Source organism: Bacillus cereus group sp. N6, assembly GCF_016483705.1.
Taxonomy (GTDB): domain Bacteria; phylum Bacillota; class Bacilli; order Bacillales; family Bacillaceae_G; genus Bacillus_A; species Bacillus_A wiedmannii.
The window spans coordinates 53369-79162 of the sequence record NZ_JAEHBI010000017.1 but is presented as its reverse complement, the minus strand read 5'-3'; the positions used below and the strand labels follow the sequence as shown (position 1 = coordinate 79162).

The following is a 25794-nucleotide window of genomic DNA, read 5'->3' as shown; positions in this document are numbered from 1 at the left end:
GATTACATTTAATTGGAGTGGATAATATGTCTTTTCAGATTCGTGAAGCTACGATAGACGATATAGATGCACTTTGTTCTTTAACAACAGAATTAAAAGGTTCCTCTATTTCGTATGAAGATATGAACAACCGATTGCAATTCGTACAAATGAGTCCCTTTGATTTTTTATATGTTTATGAGGAAGAAGAAACCATATGTGGATTACTTGGGTTTCGTATTCGTGAAAATTTAGAAGATGTAACTCGTTATGGGGAAATTTCAATTATTAGCGTTGATTCTACAATACGACGAAAAGGCATTGGGCAAGTATTAATGGATTATGCTGAGCAATTAGCAAAGACACATAATTGTATAGGCACATGGCTAGTCAGTGGAACAAAAAGATTAGAAGCACATCCTTTTTACAAAAAATTAGGATATGAAGTGAATGGATATCGATTTGTGAAACATTTTTAAACTACTTATAAATGGAAAGGACTATAACTATGACAAACATCGAAGCTATTTTTATTGATCGTGACGGTACAATTGGTGGTGACACTACAATACATTATCCAGGCTCTTTTACATTATTTCCTTTCACAAAAGCAGCTCTGCAAAAACTAAAAGCTCAAAATATAAAAATTTTCTCTTTCACAAATCAACCAGGTATCGCAGATGGGATAGCAACTGTAGCTGATTTTGCACAAGAATTAGAAGACTTCGGTTTTGATGATATATACGTATGTCCTCATAAACACGGTGATGGTTGTGAATGCCGTAAACCAGGTACAGGTATGCTGCTGCAAGCAGCTGAAAAACATGGGCTTGATTTAAAAAAATGCGCTGTAATTGGTGATCGTTGGACTGATATCGTTGCAGGCGCAACAGTACATGCGACAACGATATTAGTTCGAACAGGCGCTGGATATGATGCTTTACATACGTACCGAGACAAATGGGCACATATTGAACCAAACTACATTGCAGAAAACTTTGAAGATGCTACAAATTGGATTTTAAATCAACAATAATACAAATTAAAAGAGACGTTTTCACAATGAAAACGTCTCTTTTAATCTTATATTTTTTTAAAACGTTAATTCATAATGGAAATAACGATTATCTCTCAAATAACCATTTTCAGCATATAATCGCTGTGCTGATAAATTATCAATCTCCGTTTGTAATTTTACACCTTTTGCACCATTTTCTAATGCAAATTCTTTAGCAGCTTCTAATAATTTTTTACCTGTTCCTGCTCCGCGCTTAGTTGCTTGTACAAATAAATCATTTAAAATCCATAATTCTTTCATCGAAATGGAAGAAAATGATGGATATAATTGTGTGAAGCCAATATATTCGCCGTCTTCAACTGCCACAAAAATAACGGATTCTTTTCTCTCGATTCGACTTCGCAAAAATACTTTTGCTCCTTCTAAATCGGAATCTTGTCTATAAAACATACGATAGTTATTAAAAACTGATGCTAGTCCATCTAAATCTGCAATTGTTGCCTCATATATTCTCATTTTACTCCATTCCCCTTCCAATACTGTCTCATTATATCCGTTGCCCATTTAGGCTGTACAATTTCTTCTTTCGGCATAAACTCTTTCATTATCGGCTTTATATCCAATATAGGTGTGCCATCAATAGCATCTAACCCCTCAACAATAATTGATTTACCCTCTCTTTTGATCACCTTTACAATTGTTGCTCCTATGCGATTCGGACGATTTTTCCCGCGCTGTGCAAAAATGCCTACTTTAGGATAATCATTATTATTTCTAGGATGTCTAGCAAAATATTGAATTTGTTCATCAGTTACTTTATGAAAATAAAAAACAACTTCAATATGAGAAAAATCTTCAATCCCTTGTATACTTTCCTCAGTATATATTTCAGTTAAAGTAATATAGGATCTTACTTCTCCCCACTCATCATCTTTTATTTCCTTTCTTTCATTATGTACAAATGCGATTGGTTGAACTGAAAACATACGCATTCCCCCTTAAATGTAACCACTTACATTATAAAGTATTTTCAGAATGTTTTCCACAAACGTGAACTAGGTTACATAATATAATTATGATCTATTTCGTAAAGCGAAATTAACTGCTTTAACTGCTTCAACTGCATGTATATAAGTTGTGTCGAATATCGGAACTGATACGTCTTCCTGCTTTATTAATAATCCTATTTCTGTACAACCTAATATAATTCCTTGGGCCCCTTCTTGTACTAGCTCTTCTATAACTCTTTTATAATACTCTCTAGATTGAGATGTTATCTTTCCTAAACATAATTCTGTATATATTACTTCGTTTATCTTTTCTCTATCCTTTTCTGATGGAACCATTACTTTTATACGATTCTCTTCTATGCGTAATTTATAAAAGTCTTGCTCCATTGTATATTTAGTTCCAAGCAAACCAACCCTTTGAATATCTTTCCTTTTAATTTCTTTCGCAGTTGCATCAGCGATATGTAAGACTGGAATATGAATATTCTCCTTTATTTTCTCAACTACTTTATGCATTGTATTTGTGCAAATAATTATAAAATCTGCTCCTCCCCTCTGTAACGAATATGCCGCATTTCCTAATATTTCTCCTGCTCCATTCCAATCTCCGTTAGACTGGAATCGTTCAATCTCTTCAAAGTCCACACTATTAATCATACATTTTGCTGAATGTAATCCTCCCAATCTCTCTTTTATTTCTTCATTTATGATTCGATAATATTCAGAAGTTGATTCCCAACTCATACCACCAATTAAACCTATTGTTTTCATTACACAACACCCACCTTATACTGTTTTTTAAAACTAATCACAACATTTTATTATGTATATTATACACAATAAAACAAGACTTTACGTTTATAATATAAAGTCTTGTTTTAACTATTTCCAAGGAAATTTTATAAGAATATTCTGAAATTATTTTTTTGATGTTTTTATAAAATCTTCATATTGATAATGAAAACATTCTCGATACAACTGTTTAATTTCATCATATGATGGCACACGTGGATTATTTGCTGGACTTCCACTTTCAATTGCATCTGATGCCATTTTAGAAATAGCTGTTTCAAATTCAACTTCACCAATTCCGTATTCTTTTAAATTTGGAATACGAAGATCAAAACAAAGTTTTTTTATTTCCCTCAGCGTGTAGTCGGCTACTTCTTCATCACAATAGGAATACAAATCTTTATTTAAACAACGTCCAATATCCGCTAGTCTTTTTACTGCACTAATTTTTGTATATTGTAAAACTGTAGGTAATAGTATTGCATTCGATATACCATGTGGTACATGAAATAACGCTCCTACCGGCCTTGACATTCCATGAACTAACGTAACAGATGCATTGGAAAATGCGATTCCAGCTTGTAAGGAAGCAATCATCATCGCTTCTCTTGCCTCCATATTCTCTCCATCCTCATATGCAATACGTAAATATTTCATAATACTTTCAATAGCGGAAAGTGCAAGTACATCGGTAAGTGATTGTGAAACTTTAGAAATATATGCTTCGACTGCATGACATAATGCATCTATCCCTGTTGCTGCTGTAATATGAGGTGGTACCGAACGTGTTAATATTGGGTCAATAATCGCTACTTGCGGTGTGAAATTTGGATGCTTCATCATCATTTTTACATCTGTTCGTTTATTCGTAATTACTGCTACACTTGTTACTTCCGATCCAGTACCAGAAGTTGTTGGGATTGCAATTAGTGGTAGCGGATCGTTGTCTATTTCCATATCTTTTTGGACATAATCTTCCACTTCTCCACCATTTGTATATAACACCGCAACTGCTTTCGCTGCATCAATACAACTTCCACCACCAATACCAATAATAAAATCACACTTTCCTTCTTTACAAAGTGTTAACGCTTCTAACACGTGTATATTTGTAGGCTCAGCATTTACTTTATTATATGTACTAACAGTAATACCTTTCGTATTTAATTGTTGTATACACCTCTCAACATATCCTAAATTCTCCATAATTGTATCCGTAACTATAAACGCTCTTTTCCCCAACTTCTTAGATTGTTCCCCCAGCTTTTCAAGCGAATTTCTTCCATATAATACGGACTTCGGCATACGAAACTCAGCAACTTCTTGCAAGTACTCCACCCCTTCTTACCCTAATTAATGTTTTAGTTTATAAAATATCGACTTAATAAATTCCTGTTGCAGTATAGAATGCAATTACTAAAAATACGGCAACCGTTTTCAAAACTGTAATGGCAAAAATATCTTTATATGACTGTTTATGTGTTAAACCTGTTACTGTAAGAATAGTAATAATAGCTCCGTTATGTGGTAATGTATCCATTCCTCCCGATGCCATTGACACGATACGGTGCATTACTTCTAATGGAATATCAAATTGATTGGCCGCTGCAATAAACTTATCTCCCATCGCACTTAAAACAATTCCCATTCCTCCTGATGCAGAGCCTGTAATTCCAGCTAAAATATTCGTCGTTACAGCTCCATTCACTAGAGGATTCGTGAATGTGGCAGAAATGCCGTCTCTCATAATCGCGAAACCTGGAAGTGCTGCGATGACACCACCGAATCCAAACTCAGCACCTGTATTCATCGTTGCAAGTAACGCTCCACCAATACTTGTATTCAATCCAGCTTGAAACCCTGTTACTACTCGTTTCCAATATAATAATAACGTTGTTACAATACCTATAATAAGTGCCAATTCTACTGACCAAATTCCAACTACTGCACTTAATTCTACTTTTCCAAATGCTTTCATACCAATTGCAGAAAAATCAAAACCATTCGGATACCACTTCGGTATCATAATAGTGAAAACTTTATTCATTACACCTACTAAAATAAGTGGTATAAAAGCAATCACTTGTTGAACTCTTGTAATTTCAATGCTTTTCAGTAATGGCATATCTTTTTGTTCTACTTGCACTTGCAAAGAAGCTGCCATTTCAGTATCCCCATCGTTAAAACCAAAATACCCTTCTCCTGCCGCCTTCGCCTTCTTACGTCTACTCTCTAAATATAGTAATCCTAACGTGAGTACAAAAATTGCCCCTACAATACCAAGTATCGGTGCAGCATAAATGTCCGTTTTAAAAAAGGTTGTAGGTATTACGTTTTGAATTTGTGGTGATCCAGGTAGCGCATCCATTGTAAACGTGACCGCTCCAAGTACAATCGTTCCAGGAATTAAACGCTTCGGAATATTCGCTTGTCGAAACAGCTTAGCTGCGAACGGATATACCGCAAACACTACTACGTACACACTAACGCTACTATACGTTAAGATAGCACCCATTAATACAATCGCTAAAATCGTACGTTTTTCACCAACTAACTCTATAATTGTCTTTGCAATCGAGTCTGCAATTCCTGACATTTCTACTACTTTTCCAAATATTGCCCCAAGTAAAAATACAGGGAAATATAGTTTAATAAAACCTACCATTTTCTCCATAAAGATATTCGAAAAGAAAGGTAATACAAAACTAGGCTCTGTTAAAAATACCGCAAATAATGCAAATATCGGTGCAAATAAAATAACAGAAAACCCTCTATATGCTACAAACATTAGTAAACTAAGTGCTAATAATATAATAACTAGCTCCAATTATACCCCTCCTTTAAACAGAAAATTCAAACTTTTATAAATAAACTTCTACTAATCTTTTGATTCTGACATCCCTCCTCTTATTCATACAAATTTTTCATGCTAAAAATGTCTAATTATACATATTCGATTACATATGAAAAATCCCTTTAAGCAGAAACGATTTCATCGTCATACATTATAAAGGGATTGTTAGTCTCAATATTTACTTCTTTATCAAACTATTTTCTAAACAAAAATGATGTAGTTCGTTTACATCGTTTACTATATGAGTCGCACCAACTTCAGTCAACTCTGTTTTACTACCATAGCCATATAAAATACCAATAGAAGGCTTTTTCATGCCTACCTTTTACTATACTATCATTATTTATCTTTTCGAAAAATTATTTCTTCTATGTCACATACTTTCAGTTACAAAGTGTAATACATATGATAAAGTAAAAAAGTTATAATTATTTTAATAGAAACTGGTGAATCTAATGTCAATAACGTTAATTGTTATAATGGTTTTCACAATTATTATTCACGCGGTTGAAACAAGCTCTTATAGTATTCGATTAGCTGGAGTACGTTTAAAGCGAATTGCTGTTGCTTTGTCTGTCGTAGGCATGGTGTTACTTATATCAAGAACATCTAACATGCTACAAGCCTTTTTAATTGGCGGGATTGTCGATGAGGCAAAACGAGACGCTTCCATTAATTTAGAACATACTATACGGCTCGTTCTATTATCCGCCTCTGTCGGTACTTTACTTGCGATTATACTGTATCCAACTTTGACCAAATTATTTGGATACGTCATTCAAAACTTTGAATCAGATGGTTCTTTCATTCGAATGATGAAAACAAATAACATTCAAAAATTAAAGTACACAAGAAAATACGTACGCTTTCCAAAATTAGAAATGATTCATAGACTGCGTATTGGTGGTATTCCAAAACGTATTATGCTTATCAATATGTTTGCTACTGCAATTTATACAGCTGGTGTTCTTTCAGCCCTATACGCTTCTTTTTTACTTCCAGCTTACGCAACAAAAGCTACTACAGCTTCTGGCCTTATTAATGGTTTTGCAACTATTTTATTAACAGTGCTGCTCGATCCACGTATCGCTCTTTTAACAGAGCGAGCTCTTCAATCAGAAGAAGGTGCAGAAGCAATGAGTAAAATGTATGGTTGGCTAATGATTTCTAGACTTTTTGGTACGTTATTAGCACAACTGTTATTCATACCAGGTGCTTACTGGATCACATGGATTATTAAACTGATGAATTAGTCCTCTATAAAAATAGTAGGTGGGATAACAAATGACTATACAAACAGAGCAAGATATAATTCGCTTAATTGAAAACGACGAATGGATGATGAACGTATTACAAATGGCAAAATCACTAAATTTACCTGATTGGTGGATTTGTGCCGGGTTTGTTCGCTCTAAAATTTGGGATACTTTACATAACTATGAAGCTAGAACAACCATGCCTGATGTTGATGTAATTTATTATAATAGTTTACATAAAGACGAGATATACGAACAATCATTAGAAACGAAATTAATGAATATTGATGCTACGATCCCTTGGTCGGTAAAGAATCAAGCTCGTATGCATGTAGTGAATAATATGCCACCGTATTCTTCTTCAGTTGATGCTATTTCTAAATTTCCTGAAACAGCAACGGCTTTAGGGGTTACATTAGACGAAAAAAACAATGTTATATTAACAGCTCCGTGTGGTATTGAAGATGTGCTTTCATTACAAGTGAGACCAACAGCTCATTTTCTTGAAACAAAAGAACGTATTCTTATGTACAAAAATAGAGTCCATAAAAAGAATTGGCAAATCAAATGGCCTAGTATTACAATCACTTATCCCAAAATCTAAAATAAGGAGCTTCGTATTATACGAAGCTCCTTATTTTATTTCAAAAACTGAATGACTATTTCAGCAAATCTATCTGCTTCTTCATAATGCGGTGTATGACCACTCTCTTCGAATACAATATAATCCCCATTTCGAACATCTTTATTAAATGTTTCAATTTGTTTTTCACACGTTACTACATCATGTTTTCCTACAATTAATAACATTGAATTTTGCACTTCTTTTATTTTAGATAATAATGATGTATGACATGCTCCCTCTAATTTTAATCTATCAAAGTGAATTTTGGAGCGATTTGAAAATACTTCCCACTCTTCATCACTATATAAACTTTCGTCAGTTTCATCTTCCTTATAATTGTAAATCTCCATTCTTTTTTCTTCTAATTCAGTGCTTAATCTTATATAAGCTTCTAATAACTCTTCTGAACTAGAATTACTAGATACATAAGCGACGCACTCTTCTACCGCTAATTCTTTTCCATACTTTTTTAATAAATCCCCTGTCTTTTGTAACAAAGCTCTACTTGTTAATGCAAAATCGAAAGTTGGTCCTTCAAATATGATTTTCTCTATTGAACTTGGATATATCGACGCATATAACAATGCTAAATATCCACCGAAAGAATGTCCAATGACAGACCATTTCTCAATTTGTAATACTTTTTTTAGTTCCTCACAGTCTTCAATCAAATCATTTAATCCAAAAGCTTCGTCCTCAGTAATTTCTTCTGAGCGACAAACACCTCTTTGATCTATCATTATTACATATAAAGAATCTTTTAAACGTTCCGCTTGATGAAATGAAAAATCATAGCAACTTTCTCCTGGTCCACCATGCAAGTATAGGACTGGTTTATTTTTAGGATTTCCATGCGTTTCAACGTATAGTTTTTTCCCTCTAATATTCATATATTTTCCTACTTCTATCAAATTCGCTTTTATGACCATCACCTTCTTTTTTTACTGAATATTATAACATTTAATTTTAAATAATCCCTATTACATTTAAAAAGACGATGATTATTGCAAGTGGTGCTATAAATCGAAGTGAAAACGCCCAACAAATAAATACTTTCTTTCCATAATTTCCACCTACAAAAAACTCTGCTTCTAGTACCTTCTTTTCCATTTTGAATGAAACGAAAATACTAATAAATAGTGCACCAAGTGGCATTAGTATATTACTAGATAAGAAGTCTACTGCATCAAAAATATTCTTTCCGAAAATCGTAATATCACTCCATACTCCAAATGATAACGCGGATGGTATACCTACTAAGAAAATGCCGAAACCGATTATCCATGATAATTTCGTTCTTTTTTCTTGTTCACCATTTGCTAATGCTGAAACAACTGTCTCTAGTAGAGAAAATGCCGATGTTAATGTTGCAAATGTAAATAGTGCAAGAAATACTGTTAAGAACAACCCACCGAATGGAATTTGACTAAATACAGATGGTAATACGATAAATAGTAATCCAGGTCCTTCTGTCGGCTCCATTCCTAATGAAAATACGGCCGGAAAGATAGCAAGACCTGCAAATAATGAAACAAATAAATTCAATCCAACAATTGTAACTGCTGATTTTGGTAAACTTTCTTTTTTATTTAAATACGAGCTATAGGTAACCATAATCGAAATCCCGATACTAATCGCAAAAAATGATTGTCCCATCGCGAATAAAATACTTTCTGAAGTAATCTTTGAAAAATCTGGTTGTAAGAAAAACTTCACACCTTGTATTGCATTATCAAGTGTTAATGAACGAATAATAAGAGCAACGAATAAAACAAACAATGCTGGCAACATATATTTACTTGCTTTTTCAATTCCATTTTGTACACCCTTTGATACAACCCAAATCGTAATGAACATAAAAGCGAAATGTCCCATAATCGCCCAAGCGGGATTTCCAATTGTTTCAGTAAATAACGCTCCATAATTTTGTCCCGGAGTAATAAGTTGTCCCGTTATTCCTCTGAATAAATAAATTAACACCCATCCACCTACAACACTATAAAACGAAAGTAGTATAAAACATGTTCCAACGCCAAGACGTCCAATCCAGTGCCATCCTGTATTAGGTGCGATACTTTTAAATGCTCCAACTGCTTGTTTCTGTGTACTGCGCCCAATCATAAATTCAGCTATAAGTAGTGGTAATCCAATTAATACAGTAAATAATATAAAGATTAAAAAGAATGCCCCTCCCCCACTCTTCCCAGCGATATAAGGAAACTTCCATATTGCGCCAAGTCCAATTGCTGATCCTGCTGCAGCCATTATAAAACCTAATTTCGAAGTCCATTGCTCCGTCTGTTTCATCTTATTTTCCTCCTAGATAAATTACTTTATATAAATAATTAAATTTTATAAACCAATCCGAATAAACCCTCCATTTCTATTTCCATAAAATAAAAAAATGGCTCAACGTCTCTATATAAAGAGACGCTAAGCCATTTACTTAACGCGGTACCACCCTTATTGATTCCATTATGAATCCACCTTAGTAGTAATCGTTTGATTACAAACCTAATATCGAAGGTTAACCGTTAAGATTTACTAAGAATGTGATTCCGTTCCACCTTACTGCTCCTAGGCGAGTTCAGGATGTCATTTGACTATGTCACACCAACCCATAGCTCTCTGTACAAATACACGACCTTACTACTCCTATTCAACACATTTAAATATTTAGAATATATTTTCTTTTGAAATTAATATGAAGTATATCGGTTATATTTGTAACTGTCAAGGGATATATTAAAATTTGTTGAGAAACCTTTTTTATTTTCGTTATCCATCATCATTATCATCACCGTGATCATTAGTACCTTCTTCTTGATTATTGTCATCTTGTTGTTGTGAAGACTCTTTTTGTTGAATAGCGTTATTTACCGCTGTAGTAGACGAATCCACCTGTTATTGGATGTACTCTTACATCAACCGTTAAAACGTACTTTACGATGACTTCAAAACATAATACACCCCTTTATGTTTCCCTCTACTATCGTCATACACTGTAAAAAGCCATTTCAGTCTATTAAATTAACACTTAATACATTTAATTATACGTGTACCAACTTATTTCTACGCTAAAACAAAAAAGCACTCGTTGCCTTTAGTTGACAATCAAGTGCTTTAAGTTCATATGTTTTTAAGTAGCATTAAATTTGTAAGTTTTATAATAACAGTATGACACCTTTTATAAGTCATAACAACTACTACGTTAATACTTACGAGTTTATACGAGTTCATTAATTTCATATACATTCCATGTGTTTATATTCATCGCCCAGTAAAATGGCATCTCGCCTAAGCTCGTACTTCTTTTTCTATTCTATCATTGCACGTAATACTCTATGATGGTACAACCATCATGAAGTACTTACTTTCAAACAATTATTTCTTTTTCTAAAACACTAACCTTTATTCTGCTGCAGGATTATAATCAACCTCTACATTTTTTAGTCCTTCTATTACTTTATTTATTCTTCTCGATAAGTCTTTTATTTCTTCTAAAGTTAATTCATCTCCTGCTTCTTGTGGATTAAACATGCTTAATCTCTTTGTTATACCTTCAATGCGCCCAACAAAAACTTTCTCATGGCCGATTGCAATTTCTCCAATAGCAGTATCAACAATAACATCTTCTATCTTACCTAAGTTATCAAATTCACCCGCTAGTTTTGCTATAGCATACCTATATCCCCTGTCTTCATCTAACAACTCTTCATATGTCTCCTGAATCGCATCAAATAATTCATTATACTCCCAGTCTTTCATCAGTCTTCCCCTCCAAAAAAATTAAATTTAAGGAATAATTCTATTACCATTGTTGTGTATGACTTCTAATTCAATATTTTTATATTTAGTAGCAAACTCTGCTATGACTTTACTGCAACTGTCGCAAATATCCAATTCTGTAAATAACTTAATTTTTCCAGTAGCTTGTGTATTCTCTCCAAGCCTAGAAGCAATATCATTTAGTATTTTATACTCCGTATCTGTATTCCTTAAATAACTCTCTCCCTCTTTACCAACTGCTTCTGTAGCTTTAAACATTGGATTTTCAGGTTGTAAAGAAATATCAGGCACCTTATGCTCAAGATTTCCTTTAAGTTCATTTATGCTACTTTGAGCATAAAATTCAGATTTACTTATCCCACTGACATCCACTTCTGCAACAGCAAAATTACCAGATTTCTTATACCTACTTGTTAAATTCCCTCTTATTTCTTTCACTCTATCAATTATATGTGCTTCTGTTACTGAATCTATTTGTCTCGTTGGATACACTTTTCCCGTACCCTTATTTAAAACCAAAAGCGATAATTGGGTTACCAATTATCGCTTACTAAGTCAAAGCATTTGATGTACTATAAAGTAACAAGTATTTTATTATCTATGATAGTTCTAAATTTGGTGTAATTTCTCATCATGTTATTACCAGATGCACTAACTGCTTCATTACCATACACCATACTTTCATAGTTATCTTTAAATTCTTTTTTTATTGACTCTTCCAAACTGTCATAGTATCTTTTGATAGCTTCCTCTGCCAATTCACGTGACCCGTGCTTTAATATAAAATTAATATCTACCATATAACCCTTTTGAGGATAAAAACCTCTTTCAACAACCTCTTTTACAAAATTGTTCAAATCATTCGTGCACCTTTCTACAATTGGCATAAATACACTATTTAACCAATTGATGAATTCGTTAACTGTCCGCTCCCACTCTTCCTCATTTGCTATGTTCCAATATAACTGATTGCTTGGTAGATTGTACTGACGTGTATTAATATGCAATATTTTATCTTTAGATTTTAAAGGAAGAATTGCGCATGCACCATAAAATACTACATTTTTATCAGATATATTATTCCAACTTGTATAAAAGAATACCTTATAAATGAAATTTTTATCTTTTTTACTCATCCAATGACCCGACTTAGAATATTTCCAACCATTATCTAAATACTTTTCAGATATTAGATTACATACGCACTCAAATGCTTTATTCGCTTTCATATTACATCTCCAATTCAAACTACCTAAGATTCATATATTTTAAACTCAATCCTTAAATCTTGAGTATTCTTCCTAAAAGTCTCCAGTCATCTGCAACAACGTGCAAATTTGATTTCTGTAATATTTCATAAAAACGAAATCTTTTTTCTTCATTCTGTAAAGCTTCCACTAACACCTCATCTAATGGACAAATTTCTAGTAAACTCATTGAACTTCACTCTTTATGTGAAATAATTTCGCCACCTTACTTAAAGTAAGATGGCGAATGTTAAATCCGTTATTTTTGAATATTGATTACTGGTACTTCATTTGTATTATTAGTTCTATTTACTAGATTTAGGTAGAAATGCGATACTGTAGTAGTATAATATGGCGAAATCCAAAGATATGGGAGATTTAGGGTAAATATTCCCACCAATGAACCTAAAATAAACCATCCAATGAAACTTAGCCAAGTGATAAATAAATCTAACTTATGTCCTTTCATCATCATTTTACTTTTTTTAATTGCCTCACTTGCTGTACATTCTGGATCCTCTAACATAATGTAGTAAGCCATAGAATAAGAGAAAAATTTAATAATACCTGGAACTATGAACAAAAGACTCCATAAGCTAATAAATATTGTTTGTAAGATACCTAGTTTCATAGCTCTAAATATATTCTTTGAATTGAAACCCGCAAACAGATCACCTATTGTGGTAGATTCATTTTTCGCTAAACCTAATGTGATTGTATAATAGCCGTAACTCATAACACTCTGTACAACAATATAAAGAATAGAAATAATAACCCATACAATAATTTGAGATAAAATTAATCCAAAATTAATTTGAGGTTCGCCATATGAATAATATACAAAGTTCTCAGGTCCTATAACATCTATAAACAAACCAAAAATTAGAAATACTACTATACCAATGATATACATACTTGCTACGGGAATGAGATAATTAAGAAACGTTGAACCTACCCCTAATCCCCATCGGCCTTTCAATGAGGCTAATGCTTCCCTTTTTAAATTGCTAATCATCTTTTTTCCACCTTTCAAATTCTTTATTATGCATAGTGTGGCTTTAATGAATAATTAATGAGTTTAGTAAAATTTAAAATTCTACTAAACTCATTAATATTTACTCCTTATACGAAATAATTTCGCCATCTTACTCAAGGTAAGATGGCGAATGTTAAATCTAATTATTTTTTAACGTTCATAGATTTAATTTTATCTACCTCCACTTTTGCTTGTTTCGTTATTTCTCCATTAATAGCATTTGCATATTTATCACGACTTAAAAATTCAAAACATTTATATGCATTATTCGTGTCAGTTGCGGACATATATCCTGCACCTTTATTAAACATTTTTAGAGCTACCGTATTCATCCATTCTTTTGCATCTGCTTCTGGATATCCTAATTCCATAGAACGATAAGTTAATTCAATTGCTGAAGCTAAATCTTCAATCGTATCTTTATTCCCGCTTGCCTTTGCAGCTTCAAATGTACTCAAATACTCAATTGCCGCTTTTACCCCCTCTTTAATTCCTAATTCTTCAATACCTGGTGTTTTATATAAAATTTGATAGTTGTTTAACGCTGATTTATATTGCGTTTTTTCTAACTGTTTTGCTTCTTTAATTACAAGACTAGCAACATTAGAAAATCCTGTTTTGTCAACAACACCACGAGAAGCTGCTTGACCATAATAATGTAAAGCATTATAAAGGCTCGTTTGCCCTTCTTTATTTGCTTCATCACCTGCTAACTGAATAAGTTGAATTCCCTCCATTTTTTTGGATGCATTATCAATCATATTCATACCACTAATTTGGCCAATCGTTTTATCAATATCCTTTAACTGTGCAAGTAATGTGTATGATGGTAATAAGTTTTTACTTACTTCACTTTGCCATCCTGTCGTTCCATTCATTTTATTCCATTCATTTTCTGTATCTGTCCATAATTTATTCGCATAATTAACCATTTCTTCTCTTGAGCGTTCCAATGGGTGCTTTGTACGAATTGCATTTGCAATATTTAATACCGCTGTATAATATTCTCCATTATTTGCAGCATCGTTTGCTTTTCTTTCAAACATTAACGGCATTAATAACTGATGAGATTCATCTTGAACAGATTTTTCTACTCTTGCAGTATTTGCTAATAAATTCGCTTTATTTATAGCATCTTCGACTTTAAAATTAGAATCTTTAATTTGTCCACGAAGTCCCTCTACAGCCGCACTAAATTGCTTTTCTAATTTTTCTTTTTGTTCTCCTGTTGCACCGTCAATACACTGATTTGCTAATAGTAAAGCATTTTCATATTGAGGATTCACTGGATTTAAATATGTTTCTATTTGCTCGATTTCTTGACTAAATGGTTCAGATTTTACTTGTGCTTTTTGAGTACTTGAATCGATATTACTTGTTTTCTCGTTATTTTTGGCACCTTCAGTCTTTTCATCTTTTTGGTTTTTCTCAGTTGTTGTACTTGTTGCCTTATTATCTTCTGTAACTGCTGTTCCTTCATTACTGCTAGTATTTTCTTTTACGGGGCTTGTTTTTCCCTTTGCCTCAGTTGCAGACAGCACTACTGATGTTTGGATATTAAGGTTCTTTAATTCTTCTTGTAATAGCTTGTTGAAAATATCTTCTACATCTTGATTCGCTTTTTCTACTAATGCAGGATCTACGCTTTCAAATACTGATGTAACTAAATAAAATTTACTTAATGCTTGTTCTAAAGATGCTACATCCCCTGTATTTGACCACTCTCTTTTTTCTTCTGTTGCTGTTTGATAAACTTTTTCTGCTACAGATTTAATATAATCTTTCTTATTTTCACTTAAATATCTTTGTAACTCTTCTTGTGTAGTAACCGATTCATTTAATACATTCATTTGATTACGTAAATAGAATAATGCTCTCTCATTTGAATATTCACCACTTGTAAGAATTTGTTCTACATTATCTAATGCTAACTTATGTTCTGCTATTGATTTTGATTTTGATTTTGATGGTGTATTCAATTGGCTAACGAGCGTCCAGTCTTCTTTTTTGCTATAGTAGTTCGTTAAATTATTTAATGCATTTTCATCCAGTTCTTTTTGACTCGTATAAAAATCATTAAAGAAAACAGATGAGTAGTATTTTCCATTTCCAGCGTACCACTCAACTAAAATGTCACCCGTTTTTGGTGATACTGTAATTGTTGGGTGTGTTGGTGTTGGTTCTGGATCTGGTTTTGGTTTTGTATCTGGTTTTGTATCTGGTTTTGTATCTGGTTTTGTATCTGGTTTTGTGTCTGTGTCTGTGTCTGGTTTTGTACCTGTATCTGGTTTTGTACCTGTGTCTGGTTTTGTACCTGTGTCTGGTTTTGTGCTTGTATCTGGTTTTATGTCTGTATCTGGTTTTGCATCTGTATCTGGTTTTGTGCCCGTATCTGGTTTTGTACCTGTGTCTGGTTTTGTACCTGTATCTGGTTTTTGTCCGTCTCCTTCTTGTACAGTTAGTTGCTGTTTATTATCATTCGCTTTTCCTGGCTCTGCCACAGGTCCAACCATATTAGTTGGTAAATCTAGTTTCTGTGGAGTTGGTGCATCCGATAATTTGATTTGTGGATCTTTCTTTTCCACCGATACTTCATCTGGTTTATATGTTACTGGCGTAATTGGTGATTTATTATTCCCAATTAAGTCTGCTAAATTAATAGTTGGTTTTTCACCGGGTTTTTCATCTTTTTTTGCAGGATCAGCGACTAAATTTGGGAACATAGACTGTAAATCGCCCCCTGTAATACGATCATCTTTTTTCTCTTCTGTATTACTAGCTAGTTTTACTTGTTCTTTTCCTGCTGTCTTAAAGCCTTTGTCATACACAAGATATCCTGATGTTCCTAGTAATGCTACCGACATTACGGATATAGCGACTTTTTTCCCTAAGTTATTATTGTTTTCCTCCATGTCCTTTTCCCCTTTTCCTATCTTTATTGAATCCAACCGTTTGTTTTCATTTCTGTTAGTTTTTCTTGCGCAGCTCTTACTTCGGATTCATTTTCATTTGCTTGCACTGTTTTTCTTAAGAAACGACTTGCTTCCTCGTATTTTTTCTGTTTAATTTTAAACATCCCGAATGCAAAATTCACATGTGGATTTTCATCGTTTTGTGCGTATGCTTCTGTGAAAAGCTTCTCTGCTTCATTCCCTTGTCCCACTTTATCGTATAAAATCCCTATATTTACAAGCGTATTTATGTCGCGTGTTCCACTGCTGACAACTCTATTGTAAGCTTCTAACGCTTGCTGATATGCAGCAGTACTCTTTGCACCATCTCGCGTTTCATAAAATTGACCCGCTTCGTAATACACAATTCCTAGTTGATTTAACAACTCAATATTTTTCATATCTTTTTGAATCGCTACTTGTAAAATGTGAGATGCTTGTTGATAATTCATTTCTTTCTTCGCACTATCAATTAGATTTGTTTTATTCCAAAGCACATATAAATTTGAAAGTTCAATTGTATATATGGCATTCTTTGAATCTTGCATAATAGCTTCTTTAAAGAAAGATTCTGCTTTATCTAACTGTACCGTTGCGGTTGATAATTGACCTTTTAAATACGAAACAATTGCTTTATCTTCATTTGTCTTCGTACTCATTTTGACAATAACATCTTCCGCTTTTTCAAATTCTTTCATTTTCATATGACTTACAGCTAAATCTCGCATCGCATCTTTTTTGTATGCTTCAATTCCTTTTGCATTATTCGCTAGCGCTTGTTCAAAATTTTGCACTGCTTCTTGATATTTTCCAATGCGGAAATTCGCTGAAGCTAATAGATAAGCAGCTTCATTATTTTCTTTATCGATTTCTCTATCTTTTATTAGTTTTGTAATATAATCGATTGCAATTTTATTTTTTCCTTCAGCAACGTAAATCGTTGCTAATTGGAGATATGCCTCGTCTTTCCCCTTCACAGCAATTGCCTGTCCAACAGCTTCTTCTGCTTTTGTATATTTTTTATCATCATAAGCTTGTCGTGCTTGTTCCATAAACTTTTGATATTTAGCATTTGTTGTGTAGAAATAAAACAACGTCGAACCACCTATTACAACAACTGCAGTTGAGCCAATAATCAAAATCCGTTTTTTATTCTTTTTCCACCATTTAGAAAAAGGTGACGGTTCACTTTGTTCATGCGCTACTGTAAGTGGTTGATTGGATGCTTTTGCATTTAAAATCTCATCATCTATATCATATTCCACTTGTTTTTTCGTTTGTTTTCGGCTCTGTAGAATGCTATTTGGCACTGTAATTGTAGCTGCTACTTCTTGCTGCGACTGTGTTCCTTGCTCTTCTTCTATCTCTTTAATAATGCTTTCAATTTCCTGTTTTAACGCCTGATCAATGTTTGGAAATTGTACGATTCGTGAATAGACGAAACAAGCAAATGCTGCATTGTTTTCTCGTTCCAATTCAGTAGCTAATTCCAAATAATGTTGTAGGACCATTTTATTATTTATTTCAGGCTCTTGACTCTCCATAGTTTGAATGATATATGCGAGTTCTTTTTGCAGAGCTGTTGATGGATTGAGTGAATTGAAAATTATTTTATATTCATATAATGCCGCTTGTTTAAATCCTCTCTCTTCTAATAATCTTGCAATTTCCAAACATTTTGATACAAAAAGAGAGTGTTCTTCTGCTGACTGCCTTTCCGCATCAATTTTTATTCTTTCTCTCGCGCTATTAAATACATCGTACCACTGTGCAAAGCTTGGGCATTCTGCGAAAGAATTACTACTCCATGCCTGCTTAAATAATTTTGCAATTTCCCCGTTCCATTGATTATGTAATACTTGCTGAAGTAACGTATACCTTCCACATTCTGTCTGCATTTCTTCCGTTTTAAAGTAGCTTGCATCCGTCCATTTTTCATTTCGAACTTCTTCACTACACCAACTTAATATTTCTCCCAATAAAATAGCGCCTGCAAATCGATCGGCTTCTTTTTGCCATACTCCACTTTTTAAATACATTGGTGCGTAACCCGCTGAACCTGCTGGCAATAACGAAGGTCTTTTCGTTTTTGGGCCATACATTTGCTCAACATCAACAAGTTCGATATAGTGTTGACCTTCAATTGCATTTTCACTTAAGAAAGGTACGAGTACGTTGCTAGACGATAAATCATTATGAGCAACTTCATTTTCCTCCATCATTTTAAGTGTTGTAAGAAATGCTTCTGCAATAAAGAAACATTGTTCTTTTGATAACACTCGTTGTTCTTGTAAAATATCAGCCCAAGTTGGACCTTCAATCCAAGGCATTACAATACTATTAGCAAGATCTTCTGATTTTTCGATAGCAGATGTATGTTCTTCTTTAGTAACGATATAGCGCGAACATACTTTCAGACCCACTAAGGAAGAAAGTGGTTTCAAAAATGCTAGTTGATGTTTTTCCTCACGATAGCGTTCCTTAAAAACTTTTAATGCAATTCGTTCTACACCATTTTCCTGTTGTAATTGATAAACTGTTCCTTGTCTTCCCTCTTGACCATAGGGCATCTCAATACCAATTACAGCTGGGTGTTTCTCAAAACGATAAACATCTTTATTAAGATTAATTTTTTCTCCTACTTCTGGTCGGAATCCCATTTTATCCCCTTACTCTCGTATAACAATTTTTCAAAAAAAAGACCAGGAACAATAGCTCCTGATCTTTTGCAATTGTTCTATTCTTAGTATGTGTTATCTGTACTACGGAATTTCTCAGCAATACGTTTTAGATCTCTCGAAATTCCTTCTAAAATAGGAATGTATTGTTGCATTTTTTGTTTAGAATTTTCAAATTCCCCTCTGAATTTCGCTTGTGTTGACCCAGCCCATTGACCATCTAAACTTTTAATATCGCCTTCAAGTCTATTAACTTGACTTTGCGCTTCCGCAGCTGCGTTATTAAAGTTATTAGAAATTCTTTCAAGGTCTTCTGGTCTAATTTTAATTTCTGTCATTTTATTAATTTCCCCTTTCAAATCATAAATGATACAACAATTAGATTATAAACTATATTCATACAATTTTAAAAGAGTTAAATTGCAAAAAAATTCTATTTTATAGTAATTTAACCCTATTTTAATATTATTTCACTTTTAATTCAGACCATTTCACACTAATTTTGTCTGTCATCGTGCGCAGTAAATGTAACGGTGTATATGCACATTTTATTTTTATTGGCTTTCTACGTATGCAATATCCATCCCCACTTAATAATTCTTGATCGATTTCAGCATGTGGAAGTTTCATATTAAAGAAATATACATCGTTATTGTGAGTCGTTCCTAATAAATAACCAATACTTCTCTTTCTAATTTCCGCAAACCATTTTTCATGTGAAAAGTTATTTACACTAGATGTTGTAGCCGCCGTTAAAAAATGAATCCCTTTATTTTTACAATTTTGAACTATTAGTTCCATTTTATTTTTCGCCTCATAATCAATAGATAATACAGTTAACATTTGATCAATATCATCAATTGCAATGATTATTTTCTTATATGGAAACTCCACTGTTACGTTTGGATCTATAGAAGGTACTACTGCTTCTCTATTATTTATTAGCTCTAACAATTCATCTAACATTTCTTTTAATTGCATATCATCTGTAACTTTCTTCTTCACATGAGGTAAATCTCCAAGAGCTAATATGCCAGTAGGTCTTTCACCAAGGTCTACTAAGTATAGCTCAACCTTTTCTGGAGAGTATTGGTATGTAGTAGTGAAAAGAAGTGTTTGTAATAATGATGTTTTTCCACCTTCTATTCTTCCACCGATAAATATATGATTCATTTCGTCCAATGAAAAATTTTGCAAACGGATATCGTCTGTTTCAACTCCTGCAGAAATTTGAGTTGGTTCTAATTGCTCAACTAAATCTTCTACAAATATTTCTTTAGGAACCATTGGAATCTCTTTTGCTTTTTCACCATTCCATTCACTGCCCATTTTTTGAATAATCGTTTTTAATTGCTGTGAGTATTCTAATTCACTTTCACCTATAAACGGTAGTGCTGCTTGGAACAATTCCGGTGATTGACCTTTCATTAACCCACGGCCAGTAGGAACTTCAATTAACGGGAAATTCGGTCTACCAACTAAACTAGGATATTCAGCTCTATCTTGCAATTCAAATGTAATTGCCATCGGTATATTATTACGAACACGATCAAACATATCAATTGTTTGATTAAGTGAGAAATAGAAGTACACGCCATATGTGCTTGATTCGCGTAATAATATTTCTAATACTTCATTCTCTTTTTCGAATTCATTTTTAAATCTTATATAACCATCTACCATTACAACGATAGCAGGAATTTTCTTTCCAACCATTCGATTATACATAGAGAATGACTTTGCACCGATATTAGAAAAACTCTCTTTTCTATGCGTGATTTCCTTCTTTAAAAATCCGAATAGACGTTTCATTTTTTCATTTTCGTCCTCTTGTACAACCCCGCCTACATGAGGTAAATCTCTAAAATCTAAGAACATACGACCAAAATCAATAATATAAAAATTCACTTCTTCTGGTGTATGAGATACTGCTAGGGACATAATAATTGTTTGTAACATCGTTGTTTTTCCTGTTCCTGGCATACCATAAATATTTAAATGTCCTTCTTGTAAATCTAACTTCAGCGGAAATTGCGCTTGATTTGCAACATCATCAATTAATCCTACTGTTACTTGTAAATATTCTTTTGATTTATTCCACTCAGCAATTGTCCAATCTTCCATAGCATAAAATTCTTTTAACAATAATTTTTCCGGTAATGGATCCAGCCAAGGTCCTGGTAATGCTTTAATATTTTCTTTTTCTGATACGCTCTGTACATATTGAATAAAAGCTTGTAGTTGTTTTGGACTATTTGTCATTGGTTTTGGACGCTTTTTCACTTTTATTCTTTCACCCGAGAGCTTAACTTCTGTAAAATCAACAATATCAAGAACTTTCTCTTCATCTGGATTATAAGGTGCTCCGCTCCATGCTGATTGGAATAATTCCAATACTTCATTGCTACCAACTTGGAGATACCCTCGTCCTGGTACATTGATTTTAGAGGCATCTGGAATCTTTAACATTTCACGACTATCCGCATCATCTTGGACACGTAAACAAATTCGAAAACGCGAGTTACTCCAAATCTTGTCATTTACAACCCCCGAAGGTTTTTGAGTTGCTAATAATAAATGAACTCCTAATGTCCTTCCTATTGCAGCGACACTAATTAGCTCGTCCATAAATTCTGGTTGTTCCTTTTTCATTTGAGCAAACTCATCAATAACAATAAATAAATGTGGTAAAGGTTCTTTTTCACGCCAGCTTGTTTCATAATATTCATCTAAATGCTGAACATTTCCAGCCTGAATGAATAATTTTTGTCGACGCTCTAATTCTGCTTTTAATGAAATTCTGGCACGCTCAATTAAATTTGGATCTTCTAAGTTCGTAATAGATGCAATAATGTGCGGTAATCCCGCAAATGTATTTGACATTCCACCACCTTTATAGTCGATAAGCATAAATGCCATCTCATGAGGATGATAGGTTGCCGCTAACGCCGCTATTATAGACTGAATCACTTCACTTTTTCCGGATCCAGTTGTACCAGCCATTAGACCGTGCGGACCATGCCCTTTTTTCTCTATTTTATCGTGAATATTTAGAAAAACAGGTTTACTTCCTTCTCTTACACCAATTGGAACCGGTAATGAAGTCGGATATCGATTTTCTTTCCATCTCTCTAGCACTTGTAATTCTTCCATGTTTTTAGCTTGAAACAAGTCTAAAAATGTTAATACTTTCGGAATGTTGGCTGCTGTAGAACTTTTCATTCGAATTGGAGCAATGCTTCGCGCTCCTAGTTCACATCGTTCGAATGAAAGTCGATCTACTTTAAAACTAGCACGCGTTGTCCCACTATTTTCAGCTGAACTTGAAAACGTTTCTACTAACTCACCATCTTCTCCATTTAAACTTATTACAAGATCACATTCCATCGGTAACCTTTCCTTTTGTTCCGCAAAAATAAATGTAGAAGCTCCTACGCTTTCACCTTCTCTAAGTAACATTGGAGTTAAAGGATCATCTTCTAAAAATTCTCTCGCTGATAAGAAAAAAACATACATCGGAATTAAAGGAACTTTTGCATCCGCTTGCGCAGAAGAATTATAGATTCTACGCATGTTAAGTGGGGTAAATAGTACTTCAGCTAGTTTCTGTGCATCTTGTTGATTTTCAGATAAAAAGCGCATACTTCTCTGTTCATCCCATACGTGAGGAAGCCACCTCATCCAATCCCACTGCTTTTTCTCTTTCTCATGATAAAATGCAGCTATTTTCACTTCATTTGGTGCATGATGCGTCATAATTTGCGTCGTTACAATTCGAATAAAGTTTAGTCTATCTTCTTTATTTCCAACTACACCAATCACATCGTTTTTTTTCAAAGAAATGGAAATGTGTCCATTTGGTATCGTATTGAAATCCCTTTTCACATTTTGCGCTTCTGTAACTAATGGATTTTCTTCATAACCTTTCTGTTCAGGCACCTTCAATTCTACAAGAAATGGTCTTTCTCCTGTACCAATACGAATATCTAAAAAGTCTGGACTTTCAGGTGTTCTCTCCCATAAATTACTTTCCCGATTTTCAATTCTTTGTACACTTTTTAATGGGCTTGGATTTTGTGTAATTAAATATTTTGCTTGTTCAACCTTTAATGTATCTAATTCCACTCGATGCTTTTGAATTTGCTCTAAATATCTTGTTTGTAATTGTTCAACCATTTGACGATGTTCTTTCTTTTTACGGAAATGCCCCATCGTTGTAATTATATATGATCCCAACATCGGAATACTTGAAACCATCATTAATGGCATATAACTTGCATTCATCTTCATAAATTTCATCATTACAAAATATAATACCAATGTTAAAACTGTCATCATTGCAGGCAGTAACATTGTTTCAATTGAAAACTTCGGCTCCTCCGGTATGTTCGGTGGATCATGAATAATAACATCCCCTGTTGGTATATCTACTTTCACACGCGGAGAGCGTTGAAAATACGGTGATTTTTGCACAAAACATTTCTCCTTCCCCATCCCAAAACTATTACTCAATGATTTTCCATACATAATCTTCTTCACTAGAAGACATATCTTGTTTAACAGGTTCATTATAAACTTCTTCTGCTGGCATCATTTCAAAAGAAGGGATAATTGCTCCTTTTTTATGTAGCATTACATATTGTCCATCCCACACATCATTATCGCGCAACGTTTCATCATTTCGAATAGAATGCCACTCTTCTTTATCTTTTGCTACTCTAATTTCATAGATTCCGCTTAATGCTTCATCTATTTTTTCATGATGTAAAATCGCTTCAATAATTTGCACCACTTTTACGTCATTTGGAATTGCAATATCAATTTCTTCATTTGACTGTTTTATGTATGTCACAATAATCTCTTCCACGTTTATTCACCTTTTTTCCATCATGTTTGTTACCAAGAAACATCTAAAAATGAAATATCATCGCTTGTCGGAGAGTTCTGTGCCCTCTCAATTTCTTTTAACACTTCCTCAAAGTTATACTGCTTAAGTGGCAAAAGTCCGTCTGAGTGAATAACTATCCGATTAGCTTCTTGTCTAGATAATACCTTTGAAAAAACCGCCAATTCCCCACCAATAATGCCTCGCTGTGTAGACCATCTTTTCTTTATATTTCTCTTAAACTTCATTACATTCGAACAATTCTCCTTATCTTGAAACAATTGTACAAATGAATCGCCATGTGTAACTATCGTTATTTGTACTTTATCTTGATTTGGAATGAGTTCTATTTTCCCGCCAGTAAACATCGCTTCACTACCTTTTTTTCGCTTTTCTTCCAAAACATCGCGTAGTAACCACGGTGTTTCTTCTGGCAATCGAAATGCACTCACTTCCTCTGAAGCTTCTTCTATCCAATTATTTAACTGTTCATTTAATAATGTAGCAATATCCAGTCCACTTTCTTGACATGTATCAAACAAGTTTACTAACTTCATACCAAGAAATTCCGCAGCAATTTCACCATGAAAAGATAGCCCTACACCATCACATAAGGCAAATACGAAACTAGTTCCATTATCTAGAAATACTAGAAAGTCTTGTCCACTCTCGTTTAAATCCTGCGTTTCTTTTGCTCTTACATAACTATATCTATAAGTAAAATGTTTCGTTTCCTTTTCTTGCAATACCGTTTCTTCCTTTTGCGATAGGGTATATTTCACCTTACTCCCCCCTCCTATCGAACCGGCGTTGCAGCAGACATTTGAAATCCAAGTGATACTAAGTCCGCATTTGTCCCAGGAAACATCATCACAGCACCATCTGCAATATGAAACCCATGTTCCGTCATCATCTCACGATAGCTTTGAGGTATAGGCGATGAAAGTCTTTGCAACTTTGCACCATATTCATCTGTAATCTCTGTATTTGGCATAATCCCTTCCCACTTCTTTATATTAGAAATTTGTTCTTGCATAATTTCATCTGAAATAAAAATATTTTCAATTAGTACGTTTCCATCAGGTACAGACATATTCATAATTCTTCGTACAATTAATTCTGGATCTTCACCAGTTGATGCCCCATCTGTCATATGACAAACAACAGGAGCTGGTCCATCTTGTAAATTTGGTAATTCCTTTTGCAATAACTTCTCCACTACAGAGAAAGCTTTTGCTGTATCAGTTAAACGATGCGTTTGAATTTTTTCTAATGGACGCAGTCTTGCTACCTCGTCTATTGTTTTCACACCACCCAATAAATCAAAAACATGATCGCTATAGGCTAAAATAGATAACTTATACCTTGGAAGCAAGCGACTACCTTTTGTTGAACGAAATACCATTTGGCGAATCGCTAAAGAAAGAGCATCCGTTACAATATCAATTCTTCTTTTTTCTTCTCCGCCTGCATCCATCATTTGGTTCATTGATGCGCTTACATCAAGAAGATAAATTATATAAGCTGGTGTTTGTTGTGTTGCTTGAGTTTGATATAACATGTTTCATACCCTTCCATACATTATTATATGAACTTTTTTTATATTCATATTTCATTATAACTTATGAATTTTCTTTTTCTCAATTCATTATAAAATGTTCTTAATATAATTTA

22 protein-coding genes, 3 pseudogenes and 1 other annotated feature are annotated in these 25794 nt (G+C 33.7%); of the genes and pseudogenes, 4 read left to right on the top strand and 21 right to left on the bottom strand.

Annotated features, from left to right (window positions below; all coding sequences use genetic code 11):
* The first annotated feature begins 26 nt into the window (after window positions 1–26).
* Window positions 27–458, top strand: a complete 432-nt coding sequence (locus JDS99_RS14375; RefSeq protein WP_088063244.1) for a GNAT family N-acetyltransferase — start codon at window positions 27–29, stop codon at window positions 456–458.
* Window positions 459–487: 29 nt separating this feature from the next.
* A complete protein-coding gene (locus JDS99_RS14370; RefSeq protein ID WP_060488621.1) occupies window positions 488–1015 on the top strand; it encodes an HAD-IIIA family hydrolase in 528 nt (175 codons plus the stop codon).
* A gap of 57 nt (window positions 1016–1072) precedes the next feature.
* Here the strand turns inward: JDS99_RS14370 and JDS99_RS14365 are convergent, their stop codons facing one another.
* The 6 genes and pseudogenes from JDS99_RS14365 to JDS99_RS14340 form a co-directional block, all read right to left on the bottom strand.
* The gene (locus JDS99_RS14365; protein ID WP_048540883.1) at window positions 1073–1513 is read right to left on the bottom strand and encodes a GNAT family N-acetyltransferase; all 441 of its coding nucleotides are present in this window, start codon (window positions 1511–1513) and stop codon (window positions 1073–1075) included.
* Window positions 1510–1983 carry an SAM-dependent methyltransferase gene (locus JDS99_RS14360; RefSeq protein WP_087982557.1) on the bottom strand — a complete coding sequence of 158 codons (474 nt, stop codon included), beginning with the start codon at window positions 1981–1983 and terminating at the stop codon, window positions 1510–1512. Before JDS99_RS14360 ends, JDS99_RS14365 begins: the two co-directional genes overlap by 4 nt.
* 87 nt (window positions 1984–2070) lie before the next feature.
* Window positions 2071–2778, bottom strand: coding sequence for an aspartate/glutamate racemase family protein (locus JDS99_RS14355; protein WP_199695259.1), 708 nt, complete (start codon window positions 2776–2778; stop codon window positions 2071–2073).
* A 147-nt stretch (window positions 2779–2925) separates the two neighbouring features.
* Window positions 2926–4128, bottom strand: a complete 1203-nt coding sequence (gene eutG / locus JDS99_RS14350; protein WP_088063241.1) for an alcohol dehydrogenase EutG — start codon at window positions 4126–4128, stop codon at window positions 2926–2928.
* A 52-nt stretch (window positions 4129–4180) separates the two neighbouring features.
* A complete protein-coding gene (locus JDS99_RS14345) occupies window positions 4181–5626 on the bottom strand; it encodes a GntP family permease (protein ID WP_199695258.1) in 1446 nt (481 codons plus the stop codon).
* 205 nt (window positions 5627–5831) lie between these two features.
* Window positions 5832–5957: pseudogene (locus JDS99_RS14340) on the bottom strand (HAD family hydrolase); the annotation flags it as partial.
* A gap of 151 nt (window positions 5958–6108) precedes the next feature.
* Here JDS99_RS14340 and JDS99_RS14335 point away from each other — a divergent pair.
* Entirely contained in the window at window positions 6109–6906 is a 798-nt protein-coding gene (locus tag JDS99_RS14335) for a lipid II flippase Amj family protein (protein WP_000028921.1), read from the top strand.
* Window positions 6907–6937: 31 nt separating this feature from the next.
* Window positions 6938–7513: a nucleotidyltransferase family protein gene (locus JDS99_RS14330; RefSeq protein WP_000155290.1), complete on the top strand. Its 576-nt coding sequence runs from the start codon at window positions 6938–6940 to the stop codon at window positions 7511–7513.
* A gap of 35 nt (window positions 7514–7548) precedes the next feature.
* Here the strand turns inward: JDS99_RS14330 and JDS99_RS14325 are convergent, their stop codons facing one another.
* The 15 genes and pseudogenes from JDS99_RS14325 to JDS99_RS14255 all read right to left on the bottom strand — a co-directional run bounded on the left by JDS99_RS14325 (window position 7549) and on the right by JDS99_RS14255 (window position 25681).
* On the bottom strand, window positions 7549–8463 hold the full coding sequence (locus JDS99_RS14325; RefSeq protein WP_199695257.1) for an alpha/beta fold hydrolase: 915 nt from the start codon (window positions 8461–8463) through the stop codon (window positions 7549–7551).
* Between the two features lie 37 nt (window positions 8464–8500).
* The gene (locus tag JDS99_RS14320; RefSeq protein ID WP_199695256.1) at window positions 8501–9841 is read right to left on the bottom strand and encodes a sodium-dependent transporter; all 1341 of its coding nucleotides are present in this window, start codon (window positions 9839–9841) and stop codon (window positions 8501–8503) included.
* Between the two features lie 116 nt (window positions 9842–9957).
* Window positions 9958–10206 (bottom strand) — a binding site (T-box leader).
* 106 nt (window positions 10207–10312) lie between these two features.
* Window positions 10313–10472, bottom strand: a pseudogene (locus JDS99_RS32380) (PepSY domain-containing protein); the annotation flags it as partial.
* Between the two features lie 473 nt (window positions 10473–10945).
* Window positions 10946–11302 (bottom strand): Imm3 family immunity protein, encoded by a 357-nt coding sequence (locus JDS99_RS14310; RefSeq protein WP_199695255.1) that lies wholly within the window; start codon window positions 11300–11302, stop codon window positions 10946–10948.
* A 27-nt stretch (window positions 11303–11329) separates the two neighbouring features.
* A complete protein-coding gene (locus JDS99_RS14305) occupies window positions 11330–11815 on the bottom strand; it encodes a deaminase domain-containing protein (protein ID WP_141499179.1) in 486 nt (161 codons plus the stop codon).
* 80 nt (window positions 11816–11895) lie between these two features.
* A complete protein-coding gene (locus tag JDS99_RS14300; protein ID WP_199695254.1) occupies window positions 11896–12552 on the bottom strand; it encodes a hypothetical protein in 657 nt (218 codons plus the stop codon).
* A gap of 91 nt (window positions 12553–12643) precedes the next feature.
* Window positions 12644–12760 (bottom strand): annotated as a pseudogene (locus JDS99_RS14295) (SseB family protein); the annotation flags it as partial.
* 69 nt (window positions 12761–12829) lie between these two features.
* The gene (locus JDS99_RS14290; RefSeq protein ID WP_097889501.1) at window positions 12830–13585 is read right to left on the bottom strand and encodes a DUF975 family protein; all 756 of its coding nucleotides are present in this window, start codon (window positions 13583–13585) and stop codon (window positions 12830–12832) included.
* Window positions 13586–13749: 164 nt separating this feature from the next.
* Window positions 13750–16518 carry a hypothetical protein gene (locus JDS99_RS14285; RefSeq protein WP_199695253.1) on the bottom strand — a complete coding sequence of 923 codons (2769 nt, stop codon included), beginning with the start codon at window positions 16516–16518 and terminating at the stop codon, window positions 13750–13752.
* 23 nt (window positions 16519–16541) lie between these two features.
* Window positions 16542–19217 carry a tetratricopeptide repeat protein gene (locus JDS99_RS14280; protein ID WP_097889499.1) on the bottom strand — a complete coding sequence of 892 codons (2676 nt, stop codon included), beginning with the start codon at window positions 19215–19217 and terminating at the stop codon, window positions 16542–16544.
* A gap of 83 nt (window positions 19218–19300) precedes the next feature.
* Complete coding sequence (locus JDS99_RS14275) at window positions 19301–19573, bottom strand: WXG100 family type VII secretion target (RefSeq protein ID WP_000136048.1); 273 nt, start codon at window positions 19571–19573, stop codon at window positions 19301–19303.
* Between the two features lie 127 nt (window positions 19574–19700).
* Window positions 19701–23708 (bottom strand): type VII secretion protein EssC, encoded by a 4008-nt coding sequence (gene essC / locus JDS99_RS14270; RefSeq protein WP_199695252.1) that lies wholly within the window; start codon window positions 23706–23708, stop codon window positions 19701–19703.
* A 31-nt stretch (window positions 23709–23739) separates the two neighbouring features.
* On the bottom strand, window positions 23740–24102 hold the full coding sequence (locus JDS99_RS14265; protein WP_000391141.1) for an EsaB/YukD family protein: 363 nt from the start codon (window positions 24100–24102) through the stop codon (window positions 23740–23742).
* Window positions 24103–24131: 29 nt separating this feature from the next.
* Window positions 24132–24902: a PP2C family serine/threonine-protein phosphatase gene (locus JDS99_RS14260; protein ID WP_097907629.1), complete on the bottom strand. Its 771-nt coding sequence runs from the start codon at window positions 24900–24902 to the stop codon at window positions 24132–24134.
* Window positions 24903–24916: 14 nt separating this feature from the next.
* Window positions 24917–25681, bottom strand: a complete 765-nt coding sequence (locus tag JDS99_RS14255) for a vWA domain-containing protein (RefSeq protein ID WP_044792564.1) — start codon at window positions 25679–25681, stop codon at window positions 24917–24919.
* Between the last annotated feature and the right edge of the window lie 113 nt (window positions 25682–25794).

Excerpts from the sequence above, each read along its gene's own strand:
- JDS99_RS14375 (WP_088063244.1), top strand. The coding sequence starts at position 27 with ATGTCTTTTCAGATTCGTGAAGCTACGATAGACGATATAGATGCACTT.
- JDS99_RS14370 (WP_060488621.1), top strand. The coding sequence starts at position 488 with ATGACAAACATCGAAGCTATTTTTATTGATCGTGACGGTACAATTGGT.
- JDS99_RS14365 (WP_048540883.1), bottom strand. The coding sequence starts at position 1,513 with ATGAGAATATATGAGGCAACAATTGCAGATTTAGATGGACTAGCATCA.
- JDS99_RS14360 (WP_087982557.1), bottom strand. The coding sequence starts at position 1,983 with ATGTTTTCAGTTCAACCAATCGCATTTGTACATAATGAAAGAAAGGAA.
- JDS99_RS14355 (WP_199695259.1), bottom strand. The coding sequence starts at position 2,778 with ATGAAAACAATAGGTTTAATTGGTGGTATGAGTTGGGAATCAACTTCT.
- JDS99_RS14335 (WP_000028921.1), top strand. The coding sequence starts at position 6,109 with ATGTCAATAACGTTAATTGTTATAATGGTTTTCACAATTATTATTCAC.
- JDS99_RS14330 (WP_000155290.1), top strand. The coding sequence starts at position 6,938 with ATGACTATACAAACAGAGCAAGATATAATTCGCTTAATTGAAAACGAC.
- JDS99_RS14325 (WP_199695257.1), bottom strand. The coding sequence starts at position 8,463 with ATGGTCATAAAAGCGAATTTGATAGAAGTAGGAAAATATATGAATATT.
- JDS99_RS14320 (WP_199695256.1), bottom strand. The coding sequence starts at position 9,841 with ATGAAACAGACGGAGCAATGGACTTCGAAATTAGGTTTTATAATGGCT.
- JDS99_RS14310 (WP_199695255.1), bottom strand. The coding sequence starts at position 11,302 with ATGAAAGACTGGGAGTATAATGAATTATTTGATGCGATTCAGGAGACA.
- JDS99_RS14300 (WP_199695254.1), bottom strand. The coding sequence starts at position 12,552 with ATGAAAGCGAATAAAGCATTTGAGTGCGTATGTAATCTAATATCTGAA.
- JDS99_RS14290 (WP_097889501.1), bottom strand. The coding sequence starts at position 13,585 with ATGATTAGCAATTTAAAAAGGGAAGCATTAGCCTCATTGAAAGGCCGA.
- JDS99_RS14285 (WP_199695253.1), bottom strand. The coding sequence starts at position 16,518 with ATGGAGGAAAACAATAATAACTTAGGGAAAAAAGTCGCTATATCCGTA.
- JDS99_RS14280 (WP_097889499.1), bottom strand. The coding sequence starts at position 19,217 with ATGGGATTCCGACCAGAAGTAGGAGAAAAAATTAATCTTAATAAAGAT.
- JDS99_RS14275 (WP_000136048.1), bottom strand. The coding sequence starts at position 19,573 with ATGACAGAAATTAAAATTAGACCAGAAGACCTTGAAAGAATTTCTAAT.
- JDS99_RS14255 (WP_044792564.1), bottom strand. The coding sequence starts at position 25,681 with ATGTTATATCAAACTCAAGCAACACAACAAACACCAGCTTATATAATT.